At 64.5% G+C, this 17,752-nt stretch carries 19 protein-coding genes; 10 read left to right on the top strand and 9 right to left on the bottom strand.

The window, feature by feature from the left end:
• Positions 1-25 precede the first annotated feature (25 nt).
• The 4 genes from ARC39_RS25595 to ARC39_RS11415 all read left to right on the top strand — a co-directional run bounded on the left by ARC39_RS25595 (position 26) and on the right by ARC39_RS11415 (position 4,716).
• Complete coding sequence (locus ARC39_RS25595) at positions 26-1,267, top strand: diaminopropionate ammonia-lyase (protein ID WP_068114546.1); 1,242 nt, start codon at positions 26-28, stop codon at positions 1,265-1,267.
• A complete protein-coding gene (locus ARC39_RS25600; protein ID WP_068114548.1) occupies positions 1,264-2,493 on the top strand; it encodes a M20 family metallo-hydrolase in 1,230 nt (409 codons plus the stop codon). The genes ARC39_RS25595 and ARC39_RS25600 overlap by 4 nt, the downstream gene beginning before the upstream one ends.
• Complete coding sequence (locus tag ARC39_RS11410) at positions 2,490-3,407, top strand: N-carbamoyl-D-amino-acid hydrolase (protein WP_068114550.1); 918 nt, start codon at positions 2,490-2,492, stop codon at positions 3,405-3,407. The genes ARC39_RS25600 and ARC39_RS11410 overlap by 4 nt, the downstream gene beginning before the upstream one ends.
• 136 nt (positions 3,408-3,543) lie before the next feature.
• The gene (locus ARC39_RS11415; protein ID WP_068114552.1) at positions 3,544-4,716 is read left to right on the top strand and encodes an iron-containing alcohol dehydrogenase; all 1,173 of its coding nucleotides are present in this window, start codon (positions 3,544-3,546) and stop codon (positions 4,714-4,716) included.
• 49 nt (positions 4,717-4,765) lie between these two features.
• Here the strand turns inward: ARC39_RS11415 and ppk2 are convergent, their stop codons facing one another.
• Positions 4,766-5,614, bottom strand: coding sequence for a polyphosphate kinase 2 (ppk2, locus tag ARC39_RS11420; RefSeq protein WP_068114554.1), 849 nt, complete (start codon positions 5,612-5,614; stop codon positions 4,766-4,768).
• Between the two features lie 305 nt (positions 5,615-5,919).
• On the opposite strand from ppk2, the gene ARC39_RS11425 reads away from it, so the two are divergent.
• Together ARC39_RS11425 and ARC39_RS11430 are read left to right on the top strand one after the other, a co-directional pair.
• Positions 5,920-7,893, top strand: a complete 1,974-nt coding sequence (locus tag ARC39_RS11425) for a sensor histidine kinase (protein WP_068114556.1) — start codon at positions 5,920-5,922, stop codon at positions 7,891-7,893.
• A gap of 96 nt (positions 7,894-7,989) precedes the next feature.
• Positions 7,990-8,217 (top strand): sulfurtransferase TusA family protein, encoded by a 228-nt coding sequence (locus ARC39_RS11430; RefSeq protein ID WP_068115155.1) that lies wholly within the window; start codon positions 7,990-7,992, stop codon positions 8,215-8,217.
• A 66-nt stretch (positions 8,218-8,283) separates the two neighbouring features.
• Here ARC39_RS11430 and ARC39_RS11435 read toward each other — a convergent pair whose 3' ends face one another.
• The 4 genes from ARC39_RS11435 to ARC39_RS11450 are packed head-to-tail and all read right to left on the bottom strand — an operon-like array spanning position 8,284 to position 11,990.
• Positions 8,284-10,014: a molybdopterin-binding protein gene (locus ARC39_RS11435; RefSeq protein WP_236545244.1), complete on the bottom strand. Its 1,731-nt coding sequence runs from the start codon at positions 10,012-10,014 to the stop codon at positions 8,284-8,286.
• Positions 10,011-10,505: a molybdopterin-guanine dinucleotide biosynthesis protein B gene (gene mobB / locus ARC39_RS11440; RefSeq protein WP_068114557.1), complete on the bottom strand. Its 495-nt coding sequence runs from the start codon at positions 10,503-10,505 to the stop codon at positions 10,011-10,013. The genes ARC39_RS11435 and mobB overlap by 4 nt, the downstream gene beginning before the upstream one ends.
• Positions 10,502-11,113, bottom strand: a complete 612-nt coding sequence (gene mobA / locus ARC39_RS11445; protein WP_068114559.1) for a molybdenum cofactor guanylyltransferase MobA — start codon at positions 11,111-11,113, stop codon at positions 10,502-10,504. Before mobA ends, mobB begins: the two co-directional genes overlap by 4 nt.
• Positions 11,106-11,990, bottom strand: coding sequence for a formate dehydrogenase accessory sulfurtransferase FdhD (locus ARC39_RS11450; protein WP_068115158.1), 885 nt, complete (start codon positions 11,988-11,990; stop codon positions 11,106-11,108). Before ARC39_RS11450 ends, mobA begins: the two co-directional genes overlap by 8 nt.
• Before the next feature lie 71 nt (positions 11,991-12,061).
• On the opposite strand from ARC39_RS11450, the gene ARC39_RS11455 reads away from it, so the two are divergent.
• The 4 genes from ARC39_RS11455 (at position 12,062) to ARC39_RS11470 (ending at position 15,029) form a co-directional block, all read left to right on the top strand.
• Entirely contained in the window at positions 12,062-12,598 is a 537-nt protein-coding gene (locus tag ARC39_RS11455) for a DUF2478 domain-containing protein (RefSeq protein ID WP_068114560.1), read from the top strand.
• Positions 12,599-12,790: 192 nt separating this feature from the next.
• Positions 12,791-13,495 (top strand): ABC transporter permease, encoded by a 705-nt coding sequence (locus tag ARC39_RS11460; protein ID WP_068114562.1) that lies wholly within the window; start codon positions 12,791-12,793, stop codon positions 13,493-13,495.
• A complete protein-coding gene (locus tag ARC39_RS11465; RefSeq protein ID WP_068115160.1) occupies positions 13,492-14,205 on the top strand; it encodes an ATP-binding cassette domain-containing protein in 714 nt (237 codons plus the stop codon). The genes ARC39_RS11460 and ARC39_RS11465 overlap by 4 nt, the downstream gene beginning before the upstream one ends.
• Positions 14,202-15,029, top strand: coding sequence for an ABC transporter substrate-binding protein (locus tag ARC39_RS11470; protein ID WP_068114565.1), 828 nt, complete (start codon positions 14,202-14,204; stop codon positions 15,027-15,029). The genes ARC39_RS11465 and ARC39_RS11470 overlap by 4 nt, the downstream gene beginning before the upstream one ends.
• Before the next feature lie 215 nt (positions 15,030-15,244).
• On the opposite strand, the gene ARC39_RS11475 is transcribed toward ARC39_RS11470, so the two are convergent.
• Genes ARC39_RS11475 through ARC39_RS11490 form a run of 4 tightly spaced genes read right to left on the bottom strand, consistent with a single transcriptional unit; the run spans position 15,245 to position 17,693 of the window.
• Complete coding sequence (locus ARC39_RS11475; protein WP_068114567.1) at positions 15,245-15,721, bottom strand: DUF6505 family protein; 477 nt, start codon at positions 15,719-15,721, stop codon at positions 15,245-15,247.
• Positions 15,718-16,434, bottom strand: a complete 717-nt coding sequence (locus tag ARC39_RS11480; RefSeq protein ID WP_068114568.1) for a biotin/lipoate--protein ligase family protein — start codon at positions 16,432-16,434, stop codon at positions 15,718-15,720. Before ARC39_RS11480 ends, ARC39_RS11475 begins: the two co-directional genes overlap by 4 nt.
• Entirely contained in the window at positions 16,431-17,498 is a 1,068-nt protein-coding gene (locus ARC39_RS11485; RefSeq protein ID WP_068114571.1) for an Mrp/NBP35 family ATP-binding protein, read from the bottom strand. The genes ARC39_RS11480 and ARC39_RS11485 overlap by 4 nt, the downstream gene beginning before the upstream one ends.
• Positions 17,499-17,501: 3 nt before the next feature.
• Positions 17,502-17,693 carry a DUF6494 family protein gene (locus ARC39_RS11490; RefSeq protein WP_068114572.1) on the bottom strand — a complete coding sequence of 64 codons (192 nt, stop codon included), beginning with the start codon at positions 17,691-17,693 and terminating at the stop codon, positions 17,502-17,504.
• Between the last annotated feature and the right edge of the window lie 59 nt (positions 17,694-17,752).

Genomic DNA, 17,752 nt, shown 5'->3' on the forward strand with positions numbered 1-17,752 from the left:
GAACGGCACGATTTTCGAGGAAAGAATGAGCACCGAGATCCAACGCGCTCCGGGCCAACCGGAGGCTTTTACATTGCATCTGAACAAGGCCGCGCAACGCGCGCTCCCGTGGACAGGCGCGCAGGACGCGATACTCAGCGACGCGGGCTACGCGGTTGCGAAGCAAACGATCTCCGGCTGGCCGGGATATGCGCGCAGCCCCCTAGAAGAATTGCCCGGGCTTGCGGCCGATCTCGGCGTGTCCAGCATTCACTTCAAGGACGAAGGCGGGCGCTTCGGCCTGGGCAGTTTCAAGGCGCTCGGCGGCGCCTATGCGGTTGCCCGGCTCCTGCAGTCGGAAATGGGCAAGTCGCTTGGACGCGCGGTGGGGATGGAGGAAGTCACGGGAATCGCCCACCCCGATCTTGCCGGTAAGATAACCGTCTGTTGCGCCACCGATGGCAATCACGGTCGGTCGGTTGCCTGGGGTGCACGCACATTTGGCTGCGCCTGTGTGATCTTCATCCATGCCACGGTTTCCGAGGCCCGCAAGACGGCGATCGAAGCCTATGGCGCGGAGGTCCGGCGCTGCGACGGAAACTACGACGACAGCGTCCGCGAAGCGCAGGAAACCGCGACCGCCGAAGGCTGGTTCGTGGTCTCCGATACGTCCTACGAAGGGTATATGGACGTGCCCAAGGACGTGATGCAGGGCTATGAGATCATGGCCGGCGAGGCGTTCGATGAGCTTGAAACGCCGCCGACGCATATCTTTCTGCAAACCGGCGTGGGGGGGATGGCCGCCGCGGTGACAGCGCAGGCGAAACGCCGGTGGGGTGCGAAACGGCCTGCGATCATCCTCTGCGATCCAGACCAGTCGGCGTGCTATCTCGAGTCGTTCCGGGCGGGAGCGCCCGCGGCGGTCCATGGCGATCTGGACACGCTCATGGCGGGTCTGGCCTGTGGAGAGGTCTCCGCGCTCGCGTGGGAGATCCTGCGCGACCACGCCGACGCCGTCGTCGCGCTCACGGATGATGCGGCCGTTGGCGCCATGCGCAGGCTGGCGCGGCCGAGCGCCGGTGACACGCCGATTGTGGCCGGCGAATCCGCGGTTGCGGGTGTCGCCGTGCTGACGCTGCTCATGGCGGATGCCGAGGCACGGGACATGCTGCAGCTCGACAATCATGCGCGCGTTCTTTTCTTCGGAACGGAGAGTGACACGGACGCTGAACTCTATGAGCGGTTGGTCGGCATGAGCGCCGCAGAAGTCCGGGGGAGCACTGGATGACGCCGGAGGTTTCTCCTGCACGCTTGATGGGACGTGTCGAGGCCCTTGGCCGGATCGGGGCGCTCGATGGCGGCGGGGTTTGCCGCCTTGCGCTCACCGATGCGGACAAGGCCGGGCGCGACTGGCTTGTGAGCGAGATGCGCGACCTGGGCATGTCCGTCTTCGTCGACGCGATCGGCAATATCTGGGGTATTCGCCCCGGCCAGCGGGCCGGAGCGCCAGTCATGGTCGGCTCCCATATCGACTCGGTTGCCACCGGTGGCATCTACGACGGCGCGCTCGGCGTGCTGGGTGGATTGGAGGTTGTGACCGCGCTGAACGTGGCGGGGATCGAGACAGAGACACCGGTCGCGGTTGCCGCCTTCACCAACGAGGAAGGGGCGCGGTTTGCGCCGGACATGATGGGGTCGGGCGTCCATCAGGGCGCGCTTGTGCTCGAGGAAATGCTGACCGTGCAGGCGACCGATGGTTCTGGCGTCGTGGGCGAGGAGTTGGACCGGATCGGCTACCGGGGCAACGACGCCCCCATCACGCCGGCGGCCTATCTGGAACTGCATATCGAACAGGGCCCGGTGCTGGAGGCCGAGGGTGTGCGCATCGGTGCCGTGACCGGCGTCCAGGGGATCCACTGGACCGAGTTCGTGGTCGAGGGGCAGACCAATCATGCGGGCACAACGCCGATGGCACTGCGCCGGGACGCGGGGCAGGTGGCGATGCGGATTGGGCTGGAGGCGGACCAGATCGCCGCGGATGCCGGGCCGCCGCAGGTTGCCACCGTCGGCGTGTTTGAAATATCGCCGGGGCTGGTCAACGTGGTGCCGGAGCGCGCCCGGCTCACGGTCGACCTTCGCAACACCGACGGCGCGGCGCTGGTGGCCGCGACCGAGCGGTTGATCGGCCGGGCGGAGGCGTTCGCGGCGGAGGCCGGCTGTGTCCTGACGCACCGGCCGCTCGCCCGCTTCGCGCCGGTGGAGTTCGACGCACGGCTGGTGGACAGGGTCGAGGCTGCGGCCCGGACCCGGCAGTTGAGCGTCAAGCGGATGCCGTCCGGCGCCGGGCACGATGCGCAGATGTTTGCGCCGAATTGCCCGACGGCCATGATCTTCGTCCCGTCGCAAAACGGGCTCAGCCACAATATCAAGGAACATAGCGAAGAGGCGGATATCGTGGCGGGCACTCAGGTTTTGCTCGATCTCGTGTGCGACCTCGCGGGAGCGTCCTCATGACCCGGAAATTCGTCGTTGCCGGTGCGCAACTCGGACCCATTGCCAAGAATGAACCGCGTAGCGAGGCCGTGGCCCGCATGTGCGCACTCATGCGTGTCGCCCATGCCCGCGGTGCCGCGCTGGTTGTGTTCCCAGAACTGGCGCTCACCACTTTCTTCCCGCGCTGGTTCATGGAAGATGCCGCGGAGATCGACCGGTGGTTCGAAACCGAGATGCCGAATGGAGATGTTGCGCCGCTCTTCGACCTGGCGCGGGAACTGGGCATCGGTTTTCATCTTGGCTACGCCGAGCGCACCCCCGAGGGGCGGCATTTCAACACCGCCATCCTGGTGTCGGAGCGTGGTGAAATCGTCGGAAAGTACCGGAAGATCCATTTGCCCGGACACCGCGAAAACGAACCCTGGCGCCCGTTTCAACATCTCGAAAAGCGCTACTTCGAGAAAGGCGACCTGGGATTTCCCGTCTTCGAGGCCTTCGGCGGCAAGGTCGGCATGTGCATCTGCAACGACCGCCGCTGGCCCGAGACGTGGCGCGTGCTGGGTCTTGGCGGGGCGGAACTCGTGGCGCTCGGCTACAATACACCGCTGCATTACCCTCCGGCGCCGGAACACGATCACCTTCAGTACTTCCACAACGAGCTTTCGATCCAGGCCGGGTGCTACCAGAACGGACTTTGGGCGGTTGCCGTGGCCAAGGCAGGCTTGGAAGAGGGCAGCGAATTGATCGGCGGGAGCATCATTGTCGCGCCAACCGGCGAGATCCTCGCGAGGGCCGCCACGCAGCGCGACGAGGTGATTTGCGCCGAGGTCGACCTGGACCGCTGCGCCGAGATCCGGGCGAATGTCTTCGATTTTGCGCAGCATCGGGAACCGGAGGATTACGCAGCGATTACGCGCCCGAAATCCGGGGCGTGACCGGAGACGGAACGGCGTCGGCTTCCGTCACTTCGAAAACCTCTCCCGGTCCGAAACCGTTGCGGAAAACACTGGTCGCGCGGGCTGGGAAACGTCAGTCTGGCACGACGAACGCATCGGCGGAGCGGAGGCGCATATGCAGGACTTCACCTTCAACACCACGCCGTCTGTGCGTCAGATCGCGGGCGGTTCGGCGCGGTTGGGCGAGATCCTGGCGGACATGGTGTCCGTGCCGAAGGGAGCGGCCGTTTTGTTCGTCACCGATCCCGGACTCATGGCACTTGGACTGGCTGACGCGGCATTGGCGGATCTTGAGTCCAATGGCTTTGCGGTGACGCTTTTCGACCGGGTCGAGCCTGACCCCAAGGCGAGCACGGTTCAGGACGCGACGGCGATTGCGAACGATGCCGGGGCCGCCTGCGTGGTGGGCTTCGGCGGCGGCTCCTCGATGGATGTCGCGAAGGTCGTGGCGCTTTGTCTGGGAACGGACCAGCCGCTCGATGAGATGTACGGTGTGGGCATGGCGCGGGGCAGGCGTGCGCCCCTCGTATTGGTTCCGACAACGGCGGGGACGGGCTCGGAGGTCACGCCCATCTCCATCCTGACCACCGGCACAGCGGAGAAAAAGGGGATCAGCTCTCCGCTCATCCTGCCGGATATCGCGCTGCTCGATTGCGATCTGACATTGGGCCTCCCGCCGAGCGTGACAGCGGCAACGGGCGTGGATGCGATGGTGCACGCCATCGAGGCCTACACGTCGAAATCCGCCAACAACAACGTCCTCAGTCAAACCCTTGCGACGAAAGCGCTGGATCTTCTTTCGGCGAATATTCGCGAGGCGGTTTTCAACGGCGGAAACCGGGAAGCGCGGGCTGCGATGTTGCTGGGCTCGCTTCTGGCCGGACAGGCCTTCGCGAACTCCCCGGTCGCGGCTGTTCATGCGCTGGCCTACCCGGTGGGGGCCTTGTTCAAGGTCCCGCATGGGCTCTCCAATGCCTTGGTGCTGGCCGAGGTCATGCGCTTCAATCTGCCGGTCGCTGGCCGGCAATACGCCGAGCTGGCACCGCACATCTTCCCGGATATTGACACAGCACGCGATAGCCAGGCCATCGCAGCCGAATTGATTGAGCGACTGGCAAGGCTCAACGGGGAACTCGGGCTGGAGCCGGGATTGCGGAGCGTCGGCATTGGTGCGGGCGATATCGACAGGCTTGCCGCCGACGCGATGAAGCAGACGCGCCTTCTGGTGAACAATCCGTGCGAGCTGACGGAGGCAGACATTCGCGGCATCTACCAGGCATCGCTCTGATTCCGCCATTCGGGCGGTGTCGCAAACCGCCCGCATGAGTTTTTTACGGTCAGAAGAGCTGTGGCACGACGTTCCTCGCCGGCAGTTCGGCCTGCACATCCTTGGGCTTCTTCTGGCGCTCTCCCAGATCCGGTGCGTTGAACGGTACCGCCTCGTAGGGAATCGAGGACAGGATGTGTGAAATGCAGTTGATCCGCGCGCTCTTCTTGTCGTCGGACGGCACGATCCACCAGGGAGCGTGGGAGGAATCCGTCCGGTTGAGCATCTCGACATAGGCGCGGGTATAGTCCCACCACTTCCGATAGGATTCGACGTCCATTGGGCTCAGTTTCCACTGTCGCACCGGGTCGTCGATGCGTTTGCGGAAGCGCTTCTCCTGTTCCTCTTCGCTCACGTCGAGGAAGTACTTGAGGAGGAGTATTCCGTTCTCGACAATGAAGGACTCGATTCGCGGGGCAACCTCGAGGAACCGCTCGACCGTTTCCGGCGGCGTGAACCCCATGACCCGCTCGACGCCGGCGCGGTTGTACCAGGAGCGGTCGAAAATGACGACTTCACCCGCTGCCGGCATATGCGCCATGTAGCGCTGGAAGAACATCTGCGTCTTCTCCCTGTCGCTCGGGGCGGGGAGCGCGACAACGCGGAATACCCGCGGGCTGACCCGTTCGGTTATGCGCTTGATCACCCCGCCCTTGCCGGCGGCATCCCTGCCTTCGAATACGATCACGATCCGGGCGCCTGTCTCCTTTACCCAGGATTGCAGGTGTGACAGCTCTTCCTGTAGCGCTTCGAGGCGGTCTTCGTAGGCGCGGTTACGCTCCGTCTTCGACATCTTCTCCGGTCTCTTTGCTGACGCTTTCCGGTCGACCTTGCCCTCCTTCTTGTGCTTCTTTCCCATCTTGAACCTCCATCGATGGTACGGTGTGGCAGCCGCCACCGGTCGGCCGGTGCGGCAGGCCTCACCTCGGTGATCCACTGTAGCGGGTTCGATTGGTTTTGATAGTGCAAGGCAAGTGAGCGCGCCGGTCGCGGGGCGGGTTTGGAAGGTGCCCGCAAAGCTCGCGCGCGCGTGCCCGCCCGAAGGCCCAAATCCGGGATCAAGACGATCGCTTGTATCGACGCTCGTATGGAATCCCGCATCGCTGTTCGCGTTGAGGGTCGCAATCGCTATTGTGCCCAAGCACGTATCATCAGAGTTGCCCCATGACTTCCGTTCGCCTGCGTCTGCTCGTCCTTGCCCTTGCGCCCCTCGTCGTACTGATGCCGGCGCTCCTCCTGATCGGCATGACACGCTGGACCGCTGACTATGATCGCGTGCTGATTGCCAATGTCGAAAGCGATCTGCGGATTGCGGAGCAATATCTGTCGCGGATCATGGCCGGGACCGGCGACGACCTGAGAGGCGTTGCCGAGTCGGCGGACTTTGCCGAAGTCCTGAATGCCGGAGATGCCGCGGTCGACGCATTCTTCACCCAGCGGCGCGAAATTCTGGGGCTCGACTTTCTGTATTACCTGCCGGCAGGGCGCGCCGCGGATGCCGCGGCGGAGTGGCCTGTCATCGCATCGGGGTTGGCTGGGCAGGCGGACACGCAGATCGACATATTCGGCACGGCGGATCTGTCGGCACTTTCCGAGGATCTTGCGGCGCGCGCCCGGATACCCCTGATCGAAACCGAAGCGGCCGTTCCGACGACCCGGACCGAAGAAGACCGGGGCATGGTCGTCCATTCCGCGAGCCCGGTTGTTCTGGCGGGGCAGGAGGGCGTGTTGGTGGGTGGCATATTGCTCAATCGAAACCTAGATTTCATCGATACGATCAACGCTCTGGTCTACCTCAATGCCGTCACGGGCGGAGAGCGGCAGGGCACGGCCACGCTGTTTCTCGACGATGTCCGGGTGTCGACCAACGTGCGCCTTTTCGAGGATGTTCGAGCCCTGGGGACAAGGGTATCGGCGGCGGTCCGCGGCGGCGTTCTGGACGGCGGGCGGACATGGCTCGACCGCGCCTTCGTGGTGAACGACTGGTATATCTCCGGATACCTGCCGCTGACCGACAGTTTCGGCGAGCGTGTGGGCATGTTGTATGTGGGCTTCCTGGAGGCGCCGTTCGATGCGGCAAAGCGCGAAGCCTATGTCTGGATGATGCTCGCGTTCGCCGGCGTCCTTGCCCTGTCGGTTCCGGTATTTCTGTGGCTTGCCAAGGGGATTTTCGCGCCGCTGGAGCAGATGACCGAGACGATGCGCCGGGTGGGGCAGGGCGACCTTTCGGCCCGGAACAATCACAGAGGGGCGAAGGACGAGATCAGCCTCGTGGCGGCCCACCTCGACGACCTTCTGGATCAGGTGCAGGATCGCGACCGCAAGCTGCGTGCCTGGGCCGATGAGTTGAATGACCGGGTGGACCAGCGAACCTCCGAGTTGCGGGAAGCCAACGAGAAGCTGGAGGAGACGTTTCAGCAACTGGTGATGAGCGAGAAACTCGCATCCATTGGCGAGATCACCGCGGGCGTTGCGCACGAAATCAACAACCCGGTCGCGGTGATCCAGGGAAACGTGGATGTCATCTATGAAACGCTCGGGTCGCAGGTCGAGCGGGTATCGACGGAACTGGGCCTGATCGACCGCCAGGTCGCGCGGATTCAGGCGATCGTTGGCAAGCTGTTGAAGTTTGCCCGGCCCAGCGATTTCTCCGACAACAATGAAACCGTTGAGTTGGCCGAGGTCGTTGAGGAGTGCCTGATCCTCGTCGGGAACGTGGTCATCGATGGTGGTATCGACGTCCGAAAGAGCTTTTGCGACGTCCCGGAAGTGCGGATAGATCCGGGCGAGATGCAACAGGTTGTGGTCAATCTCATCGTAAATGCGACCCAGGCCATGGGGTCGGAGGGGGTTCTTGATCTGACACTCCGGCGTGAAACCCGGGACGGATGCCCCGGGGCCTGCCTGATCGTCGGCGATAGCGGTCAGGGCATCCCGGAAGAGAAGCTGACCGCCGTTTTCGATCCGTTCTTCTCGACCAAACAGGCCGAGGGAACAGGGTTGGGGCTCTCCATTTCGCAAACTCTGATCCAGCGCGCCGGCGGTCTCATTTCGGCGCGCAACAAGGCGGACGGCGGCGCGGAATTCCGCGTCTGGCTGCCTGCCGCGGATGCGGACGATTTTCCGGGCATTGTATGAGCGCGCGCGCATCGCAGCCGATGTCGGGTGCCGCACATTCAGCTCTATCAGCGCATTCGCATCGACAGGCGAGCGGCGCTGGCCTATGTCTTGCTCATGACGTGGGATCAGGAACTCGACGCCAGCGGTCTGCTGTGCCCGTTGCCGGTGCTCAAGGCACGAAAGCGCCTCTCGGAGATGGCACCTGGGAAAGTGCTGCGATTGCTTGCCACAGATCCCGCTGCCGTTGTGGATGTTCCGCATTTTTGCAATGAATCCGGGCATCAATTGGTCGAGGCTAAAGAAGAAGATGAGGTTCAGGTTTACCTGATCCGACGCACCTGACCCACGGTTCTGACGCGGGGCATCTGGCTTCCTCGCGATGCCGGGATCGTTGCGCAGGAGGCTGTCTCAGATCCCGAAACTGGCGTAAGGCAGGTACCGGACGGGCGTTCCCGGCCGGACGTCTACGGCACCGTCGGGAAGTTCGACCAGCCCGGTCGCCCAACTCAGCCCGCTTATCCGCCCGGAGCCTTCGGAACGGAATACCTCGGCGGATCCGTCCGGGGTCAAACGTGCTCTGAGGTATTCCCGTCGGCCGGGCTTCTTGCTCTTGGAAAACGCGGCGGGCACACGGAAGCCCGTTGGTTTTGTCCATCCGGCGCCAGACATCAGCGACAACGCGGGCGCCGCGAAGATCAGGGAGCAAACGAGCGCGGCGACGGGGTTGCCCGGCAGGCCGAACACCGGGGTTCCCTGCCACATGGCGAGTGCAAGTGGCCGGCCGGGTTTCAGGGCGATGCGCCAGGACGACAGAACGCCTTGCGATGCGAGAAGTGCAGAGACGTGATCCTCGTCGCCCGCCGAGGCGCCACCGGATGTGAGGATGACATCGGCCCCCGCGGCGCCCTCGTTCAGCCGGGCCTCGATTGCCTGCGCGTCGTCCCGGACGTGGCCGAGGTCCACCGGCACGTATCCCCACGCTTTCGCGAGGTTCAGGAGCATCGGGCGGTTTGCGTCCCAGATTTGATGCGGAAGAGCTTTCAGGCCGGGGTCTGGAACGATCTCGTCACCCGTGGACAGCACGCCGACGCGGAGGCGCCGGTGCACAGCGACCTCGGCGATGCCAAGCGCCGAGAGCAATGCGAGGTCGGGCGCGCGCAGCCGGTGGCCTTCGGTTAGCGGGGGGGTGCCTTGTGCGACGTCCTCGCCAGCGGCGCGGGTGTTGGCGCCCGGCTTGACCGGGCCGTCGAAGACGACAGCGGCACCGTCTGTCGCCGTGTCCTCCTCCAGCACCACCGTATCGACGCCCTTGGGCAGGATCGCGCCCGTCAGAATGCGGATCGCCGCACCTTCCGGCACCTGTCCGTCGTAGGGTTGCCCGGCCGCCGCCCGTCCGGCGAGAAGCGGCAAGCGTTGCGGGCCATCGCCGGTGGCGGCATGGGCAAAGCCGTAACCGTCGACGGCCGAATTGGGCATCGGCGGGTTCGAACGGCGCGCGATCGGGGCGCTTGCCAGGACACGCCCGCCTGCCTCGGCGGTCCGGCAGGTCACCGTTTCCGTGACCGGAGACAACGCGCCGCGCAGGCGGTCGAGCGCCTCGTCCACCGGCACCCAGGCGACGCCCTGGGGCATGGCGAAACAATCGTCGCGCAGGTGGGGCGGGGCTTGCGTGGCCGGCAACGCAGACCGGATGGCGATCTCGTGGCCAGCGCCCAGCACCTGCGAGGTTGCTCCCGCAACTGGTGTCATAAGGTCGACAAGTTCCCCCCGCTCCTGAAGTGAATACAGCGCCTGCGCCATGAGGCGAGCAAGAGCCGCGGCCGGAGCCGTGCCGGGGTGGCTTGCACAATAGGCGTCGGTCTCGGCGGCGAGCGTATCCGGGTCGATCCGAGCGAGCAGTACCGATGCCGGTTCGGTTTCCTCGGGCCAGATGGCCGTGTCCGGGCCGAGTTGCGCGTGTAGTGTCGCCGGGTCCGTGGCCACTCCCAGCAAAATCGCGCCCTCGGAGACCCCCCCGAGCAGATCGGCAATCCGGTCGGCGGATGCGCAGGCGACAGCCGTGACGCTTTCAGCCGTGGCGATGCCCAGCCAGCCTGTTTCCTCGTCGTCGATCAGAACTGCCACACGTTCGAAAGTCAAAGCCCGACCTCTCGCAGAATGAAACCGGCGATACCGGCCGTGTCGTCCAGATCGAACACGGGGCGGCCACCACTCTGCACGGCGCAATCCGCCGCAATGGCACGGATCGTGTCGTCACGTTCCGCCAGCAGCGATTTCGCCACCGTCGAGCGGTAGGTTTCGATCTTTGGGTGCGGTTCGCGCTTGAACCCTTCGATCAGGACAAGATCGACCGGCGACAGCTTTTCCAGGAGGGCATCGAGCGGCGGCTCGGGCGCCCCCCGCAGCTCGTGCATCAGCGCCCAGCGGTTTGGCGAGGCGAGCATGACCTCCGTCGCGCCCGCCTCTCTGTGCCGATAGCTATCCCGCCCGGGCTGGTCGACATCTGTGCTGTGGTGGGCGTGCTTGATCGTCGATACCCGGTGTCCGCGTGCGGTGATCTCCGTGACCAGCCGTTCCATGAGCCCGGTCTTGCCGGTGTTCTTCCAGCCCGTCACCCCGAAGACCTTCATGAGGTCTCCAACAGGCGCTCGGCCTCCAGGATGTCCTGGGGCGTGTTGACGTTGAAGAACGGGTCATGGGGCGCCGTTTCGAATTCCGCCAGGCCGGCGTCGTGTCGGTCCGTCCAGATGACGATCTTGCGCAATCCCTGCTGCAGGGCGTCCCGAAGATCGTCGCGCAGGGCGACCGGCCAGAGGCCGAACGTCGGATGCCGCCAGAGCTTGCCGCTGTCGTCTCTCGATCCGGCCAATGCCAGCCCTTGCGGACCCGCCGCGGCGCGCAGCCGGTCCACGAGATCTTCGGGAAAGAAAGGCGTGTCGGCGGCAGCCGTGACGATGGCCGGGAGACCGGCACCGGCGGCCCAGTCCAGACCGGCCAACACGCCAGCGAGCGGTCCGGGAAAATCTGGCAGCGGGTCCGGCAGAACGGGCAGACCGAAAGCGTCGAACCGTGACGGGTCGCCATTGGCGTTGAGCGCCAGCGGGCCGACCTGCGGTGCCAGACGGTCAATCACATGGTCCAGCAGGCGCCGGTCGCCGATGCGGCGCAAGCCCTTGTCGCCGCCCCCCATGCGCGTGGCGCGGCCGCCGGCCAGAATGACACCGGCGATCTCAACCATCCTGCGCCGCTTTCCGTCGGTGTTTTGCGGCCTCGTCCGGCACGCCGGAAGGATCGGCGTCGCGGACCAGCCGGTCTTCGCCCGACAGGCACACGAAGCGCTGGCCGCGCATCCGGCCGATCAGTGTCAGCCCGACCTGTCGGGCGATTTCCACCCCCCAGGCGGTGAAGCCCGAGCGGGAGACCAGCGCCGGAATGCCCATCTGCGCCGTCTTTATCACCATCTCGGAGGTCAGCCGGCCGGTGGTGTAGAGGATCTTGTCACCCGGCGTTTCGCCGTGGCGGAACATGAAGCCGGCGATCTTGTCGACGGCATTGTGGCGCCCGACATCCTCCATGTAGACGAGCGGGCGGTCTTCGCGGCACAGAACGGTGCCGTGAATCGCCCCGGCTTCGAGGTAGAGCGAAGGCGTCGTGTTGATGGTCTTGGCCAGGGCGTAGAGCCAACTCGTCCGGATCTCCGCCGGCGGCAACCGGACGCCCTCCAGACCTTCCATCATGTCGCCAAAGACCGTCCCGACGGCGCAACCGCTGGTGCGGGTCTTTTTCTGCACCTTTTCCTCGTATGACGTCTCCCGCGCCGTGCGCACGACGACGGTTTCGATTTCCTCGTCGTAGTCGACCCCCGTTACCTCGTCGTCGTCCAGCAACATGCCCTGATTGCGCAGGAATCCCAGAGCGAGATAATCCGGATAGTCGCCGATCGTCATCGCGGTGACGATCTCCTGCCGGTTCAGGTAGATGGTCAGCGGGCGTTCCTCGACAACCGATATCTCCGTCGCGGCGCCGGTCTGGTCGGTGCCGGAGATCTTTCGCGTCAAACGGGAGTCCGAAGGGTTTGGAAGGATTGGGTAGTCCGGCGCTGTCACACTTCGGATCCTATGTGGGGTGTCTTTCCAGCTCGCGGCGCATCTTGTAGCCTGTGTCGGCGACATGCAAGGGAAGAGCCATGCTGGGGTATCTGGTGACGGATGGGCGCGGGGCAGCCGACGCCCTGATGCGGGAGGTTGCGAAGCGGCTTCAGTCGCGGGGGCTGAGCGTTGCGGGCGCCGTGCAGGTCAATCACGAGACCGATCCGGAAAAGAAATGCCACATGGATCTCCACGTGCTGACCGGCCGAACTGTGATCCGTATCAGCCAGGACCTTGGAGCGCTGTCAAAGGGGTGTCGGCTGGACCCGGATGGGCTGGAACGCGCTGTCGGGTTGGTTGCGGCGGCCCTTGAGACCGACCCGGACCTATTGATCGTGAACAAGTTCGGAAAGCAGGAGATCGACGGGCGTGGATTCCGCCCGGTCGTGGGTGAAGCACTGACGCGCGGTATTCCGGTCCTGCTGGCCGTGAACCCGGGAAGCCTCGATGCCTTTGAAGGGTTCGCTGCCGGCCTTGCGCATCGGTTGCCGGACAATGTCGAGCAGGTGGTTTCCTGGTGTCTTTCCCAGTCAATGCCGGATGACGACGGCGAATCTGTGTCGGGCATTGCGTAATGCGCGCCTGCTCCTGAGCCGCAAACACGCCAATTCGATCCAAAATATCCACGGACAAACTGTCCATTTCAGGTATTTGGTGTACCAGATCGCGAGACGATTTGTCGTTTGCGTCGCGTCAACAGAGAATGTGCTGGCATTGCCGGAAGCTGAGTGCCAGCCTCTGCACGGAAGAGGGAGGAGGATCGACATATGGTCGATCTTTGGAGCGGTCTGGTCCAGGCATTCTGGCTGGTCGCAACATTGGATTCGGAGTTGGTCGAGATCGCCATGCGGTCCTTGCGGGTGTCGCTCTCGGCGCTCGGTATCGCCAGCATAATCGCGATGCCGCTGGCCGCATTGCTGGCGGTCAAGCGATTTCGCTGGCGCCGGTTTGTCATAGCCGTTTTGAACGCACTCATGGGCCTGCCACCTGTGGTGGTGGGGCTCGTCGTCTACGTATTTCTCTCCCGCTCAGGGCCACTGGGCGTATTCGGTCTGCTCTTTACGCCGACCGCGATGGTGATCGCACAGGTCATCATTGTCGTTCCGCTGATCGCCAGCATATCGCACCAGGCCTTGCGTGATCTCTGGGAAGAATACCACGACCTGCTGATTTCTCTGAACGTCACCCAATGGCAGAAAATTCACACGCTGCTGTGGGACGCGCGCCGGGCATTGCTGACCGCGGCGCTTGCCGGTTTCGGGCGGGCAATCGGCGAGGTCGGGGCGATTATGGTGGTCGGCGGCAATATCGACCACGCGACCCGCGTGTTGACAACCGCCATCGCGCTGGAGACCGGAAAGGGTGATTTCGCGTTGGCACTGGCGCTTGGCTTCGTGCTGATCGCCCTGGCGATTTCCGTCAGCCTGACGATCCACTGGCTGAGCCGGACCGAACGGGAGGCCAAGTGGTGAGTGGGCTTTTTCCCGTTGTTCTGAATGGCGCGGCAACGGCCCGGCGGGGGCAGATTCTGGTCGGACCCGTGGATCTGACACTGAATGGCGGCGGTGTCTGCGTCGTCATCGGGCCCAATGGGTCGGGCAAGACATCGCTGCTGAGGATGATGCATGGCGCCGCGCGCCTGACGCACGGCAGCATCGACTGGGCCTGCCCGACGCCACAGGCGAGGCGGGCGCAGGCCTTCGTGTTCCAGCGCCCGGTCATGCTCCGGCGCACGGTGCGCGAAAACCTCGCCTATCCGCTTCGAATCCGGGGTGCCCGGCGGCGCGAGGCGCTGAAGACGGCCGGGGACTGGGCCGAAAGGGTCGGCCTGGGTGGCATGCTGGACCGGCAGGCGCCCGTCCTGTCCGGGGGCGAGCAGCAGAAACTCGCGTTGGCGCGAGCGCTCATTATCGAGCCGGAACTGCTGTTTCTGGATGAACCGTGCGCGTCGCTCGATGGTCGGGCGATGCGGGAGATCGAGGAGATACTCGTCACGGCCAGGGAGCATGGCACACGCCTGATCCTTTCGACGCACGACATGGGACAAGCGCGCCGGATGGCCGACGAGGTTGCCTTTCTGCTTCATGGAAAGGTTCACGAATTCGGCCCGGCGGCCGAGTTCTTCACACGGCCCGGAACGCCGCAGGCACGGGCATTTATCAACGGGGAAATCGTAGAATGATTAGGAATTTGATGGGCGTCGTCCTGGCGCTTGCGCTCGGCAGCGCCGCACAAGCGGCGGATGTCATGAAGATGGCCGTGACCACGTCGTTTCACAACTCGGGTCTTGCGGATGTCCTTCTGCCGGAGATCCAGACCGACCTCGACCTGGAGGTTCAATTGCTGGTTGTCGGCACCGGTCAGGCGCTGAAACTGGGGCGCGCGGGGGACGTGGACGCCATACTTGTGCATTCCCGCGCCGCCGAGGAGGCTTTCGTCGAAGAGGGGTTCGGAACCCATCGTCGCGAGATCATGTACAACGACTTCGTCGTCATCGGCCCGGCCTCCGATCCGGCGCAGATCGGCACCGCCGAGAGCGCGGTCGACAGCCTGCAAAAGATCGCCGCCGTCGAAGCCACGTTCGTGAGCCGGGGCGACGATAGCGGGACCCACAAGAAGGAACTCAACCTCTGGGGCAATGCCGGACTGGACGCCGAAGGTTTCGGCAAGTGGTACAATGCCGTGGGCGCCGGGATGGGAGCTGCCCTCAACACCGCTGCGGGGATGGACGCCTACATCCTGTCGGATCGGGCCAGCTGGCTGAATTTCGGCAACAAGGGCGACCTGGCGCTGCTCTATTCGGGCGACCCGGTGCTCTTCAATCAATACGCCTTTCTTCCGGTCAATCCGGAGCGGCATGGCCATGTCAAGAATGACCTGGCGATGAAACTGGAGGGCTGGCTGACCTCGGACAAGGCCAAGGGCCTGATCGACACCTACAAGATCGGTGGCGAAACGCTGTTTGTCTTCAACGCGGCGCAGGTGCAGGCTGTCGCGGCCCAATAGCCGCTTTCCCGCGCGGCACAATGCCGTCTGGCCACCGCGCATCGCCGGTCCGCTCCGTCGGGCCGGCGGTTAGGTGCCGTCGGCGCAATGCTACCAGGATTTTCGGGGTGGAGGGATAAAGCTCTGCCGTCCGGAAGGCCTGCCGCCGCCCCGCGGACCGACCATGCGCCGCGCGCAGCCACGGCTTCACGCCATGGGCCGGACCTGCTTCTTCTCTATTCCAGCGAGCCGTGAATGGCGAATTGATCGAGCCCTGCGTCATCGGGTTTGATCACGCGATAGGCCTCCCGTACCCCTGCCGGCGTCAGTTCGCGCGCCACGGTCAGCAGCGTATTGGGGTCATGGTCTTCGCAGAGGTCGGCCATATGGGTGATCTCCTCTGCCGCCACCGGATGCGCGGCCTCCGCCGATGGCGCTCCGTAGAAGGTCACGAAATGCGCGGCCAGCAGATCGGTCAGCGTTTCCAACTCGGCCGGTTCGAGTGTCGTGACCGCGACAAAGGTCGCGCGGCCGCCGGTTTCAAGGCCGAACCAGCCGTTCGCGAAGGCCTGGCGTGCCTTTCCGGTCAGGTCGCCTTCGGTCCAGTTGGAAAACTCGAACCCGCCGGAGATGCACCACTCGCCAGTGCGGGCAGGGACGGCATAGACACGCTGGTCGCTCTCGTCGAAGTGGATCGCCCGGGCGAGTTTCATTGGCTCGTCTCCAACAGATAGGTGAGGGGTATGACTTGGGTCGTTTCGGTATCGCGCAGCAACATGCCGAAGTCTTCGTCCACGCCGAGAAACGTGCCGGACCGCCCTTCAAAGGTGACATCCTCACCAATTCCGTGTGCCAGCCCTCGCCATTCGGAATGAAGCGCCCGCGGCCCCTCGGATTCCCAGCGGGCGATCCAGTTCAGCGTGTGGCGTGCCCAGGCTTCCAGAAGATGGGGGGCGGATACATCGGCGCAGCCCTCGGCATAGAGTGCTGTTTGATCCGGGGTTTCCCCGGGATCGTCGCTGCCGGGTAACAGCGGCAGGGTGAATCCGACCACCATCCAGTCCGGTACGACTTCGGGATCATCGGTGGCCGCGCGGACATCGAAACCGCCACAACGCGCGCCGTTTATCCGGATGCCGCCGTGCCAATCCAGATGCACCGCGACCTCGGGCGGGGCGAGCGCCCCCAGGGCATTCTGGAGACTTACACCGCAGAGCGGCAACATCGCCATTGCACGCGCCAGCGGCACGTCTGGGGTCAGAACCAACGCCGCCTGCATGATTGACGCTTGAACGTTGTGGGCGATCAGCCCCGCCTCACAACCCAGCGTGGCCCGCATAACGGCGTGGTCCATCACGTCGTCGCGGGTGGCCTCGCCCCACAGCAGCGGCGGAAATGTCAGCTCCGCGGTCTCGGTCGATGTCATGCAACCTCCGCGTCGATCATCTGCCGGGCGATATCCGAAAACGCGCGCGCCTGGGCGCTGTCGGGCTGGCTCACGACAATCGGTGCGCCGCCGTCCCCCGCCAACCGGATCTGAAGGTCCAGCGGGATTTCGGACAGCAGCGGAACGCCAAGCTTCTCGGCCTCCGCAGCGACGCCACCATGGCCGAACACATGCTCCTCGTGCCCGCATTGGGAACAGATGTGGGTGCTCATGTTCTCGATCATCCCCAGGATGGGCACGTTCAGTTGCCGGAACATGTCGATTCCCTTGCGCGCGTCCAGTAGCGCCACGTCCTGCGGGGTGGAGACGATGATCGCCCCGTCCACCTGCGCTTTCTGGCTCAGGGTCATCTGCACGTCGCCGGTGCCCGGGGGCAGGTCGACGAGCAACACGTCCAGCGCGCCCCATTGCACCTGCATCATCATCTGCTGCAAGGCGCCCATCAGCATCGGCCCGCGCCAGACCACCGCCTGGTCCTCGTTGGTCATGAGCCCGATGGACATCATGGTGACGCCGTGGTTGCGCAGTGGCAGGATCGTCTTGCCATCCGGGCTGGCCGGGCGGCCCGAAACGCCCAGCATACGGGGCTGCGATGGCCCGTAGACATCGGCATCCAGCAGCCCCACACGCCGCCCCATCTGCGCGAGGGTGCAGGCGAGGTTGGCGGCGACGGTGGATTTCCCGACACCGCCCTTGCCGCTGGCAATGGCCACGATGTGGGCGACACCCGGGATCTTCTCGGGCCCCTTCGCTTCGGCTGGCCGCTGCGGGCGCAGATCCGGCGGCGCCTTCTCCGTATGGCCGGTCATGACGATCGACACCGCCGAGACCCCATCCAACGCGCCAAGCGCCGCCTCGGCCTCCGCCTTGGTACCGGCGTAGGCCTCCGCATTCTTCGGCGCGACCTCGAGCACGAACCGAACCGCTCCGTCCGGGGCCACGTTCAACGCCCGCACGATTCCGCTGGCGACGATGTCGGTACCGGCAACCGGATCGGCGATACGCTTGAGTGCTGCAAGCACCGTCTCTCTATCGGCTGTCACCGACTACCCCCGACCCGAGATTTCGCCGGACACCTCGTGAACCATTCCCAACTCCTCGATGGTCACAACAGCCTTTACCTTGAAACTCTTTCCGTCCGAGTCCGTGCCGCGCAGTGCGTCTTCTATGGCCTGCTGGGATGTGACACCGACCTGTTTCAGGAACTTTCTCATCGACATGTTGAAGTCGTCGCTCATGACCTTCTTCCTCTCACTAGATTGACGTGCAGAACCGCGGGGACCTAAGCTGACCCATG

Origin of the sequence: Tropicimonas marinistellae (genome assembly GCF_001509585.1) — a bacterium.
GTDB lineage: Bacteria > Pseudomonadota > Alphaproteobacteria > Rhodobacterales > Rhodobacteraceae > Tropicimonas > Tropicimonas marinistellae.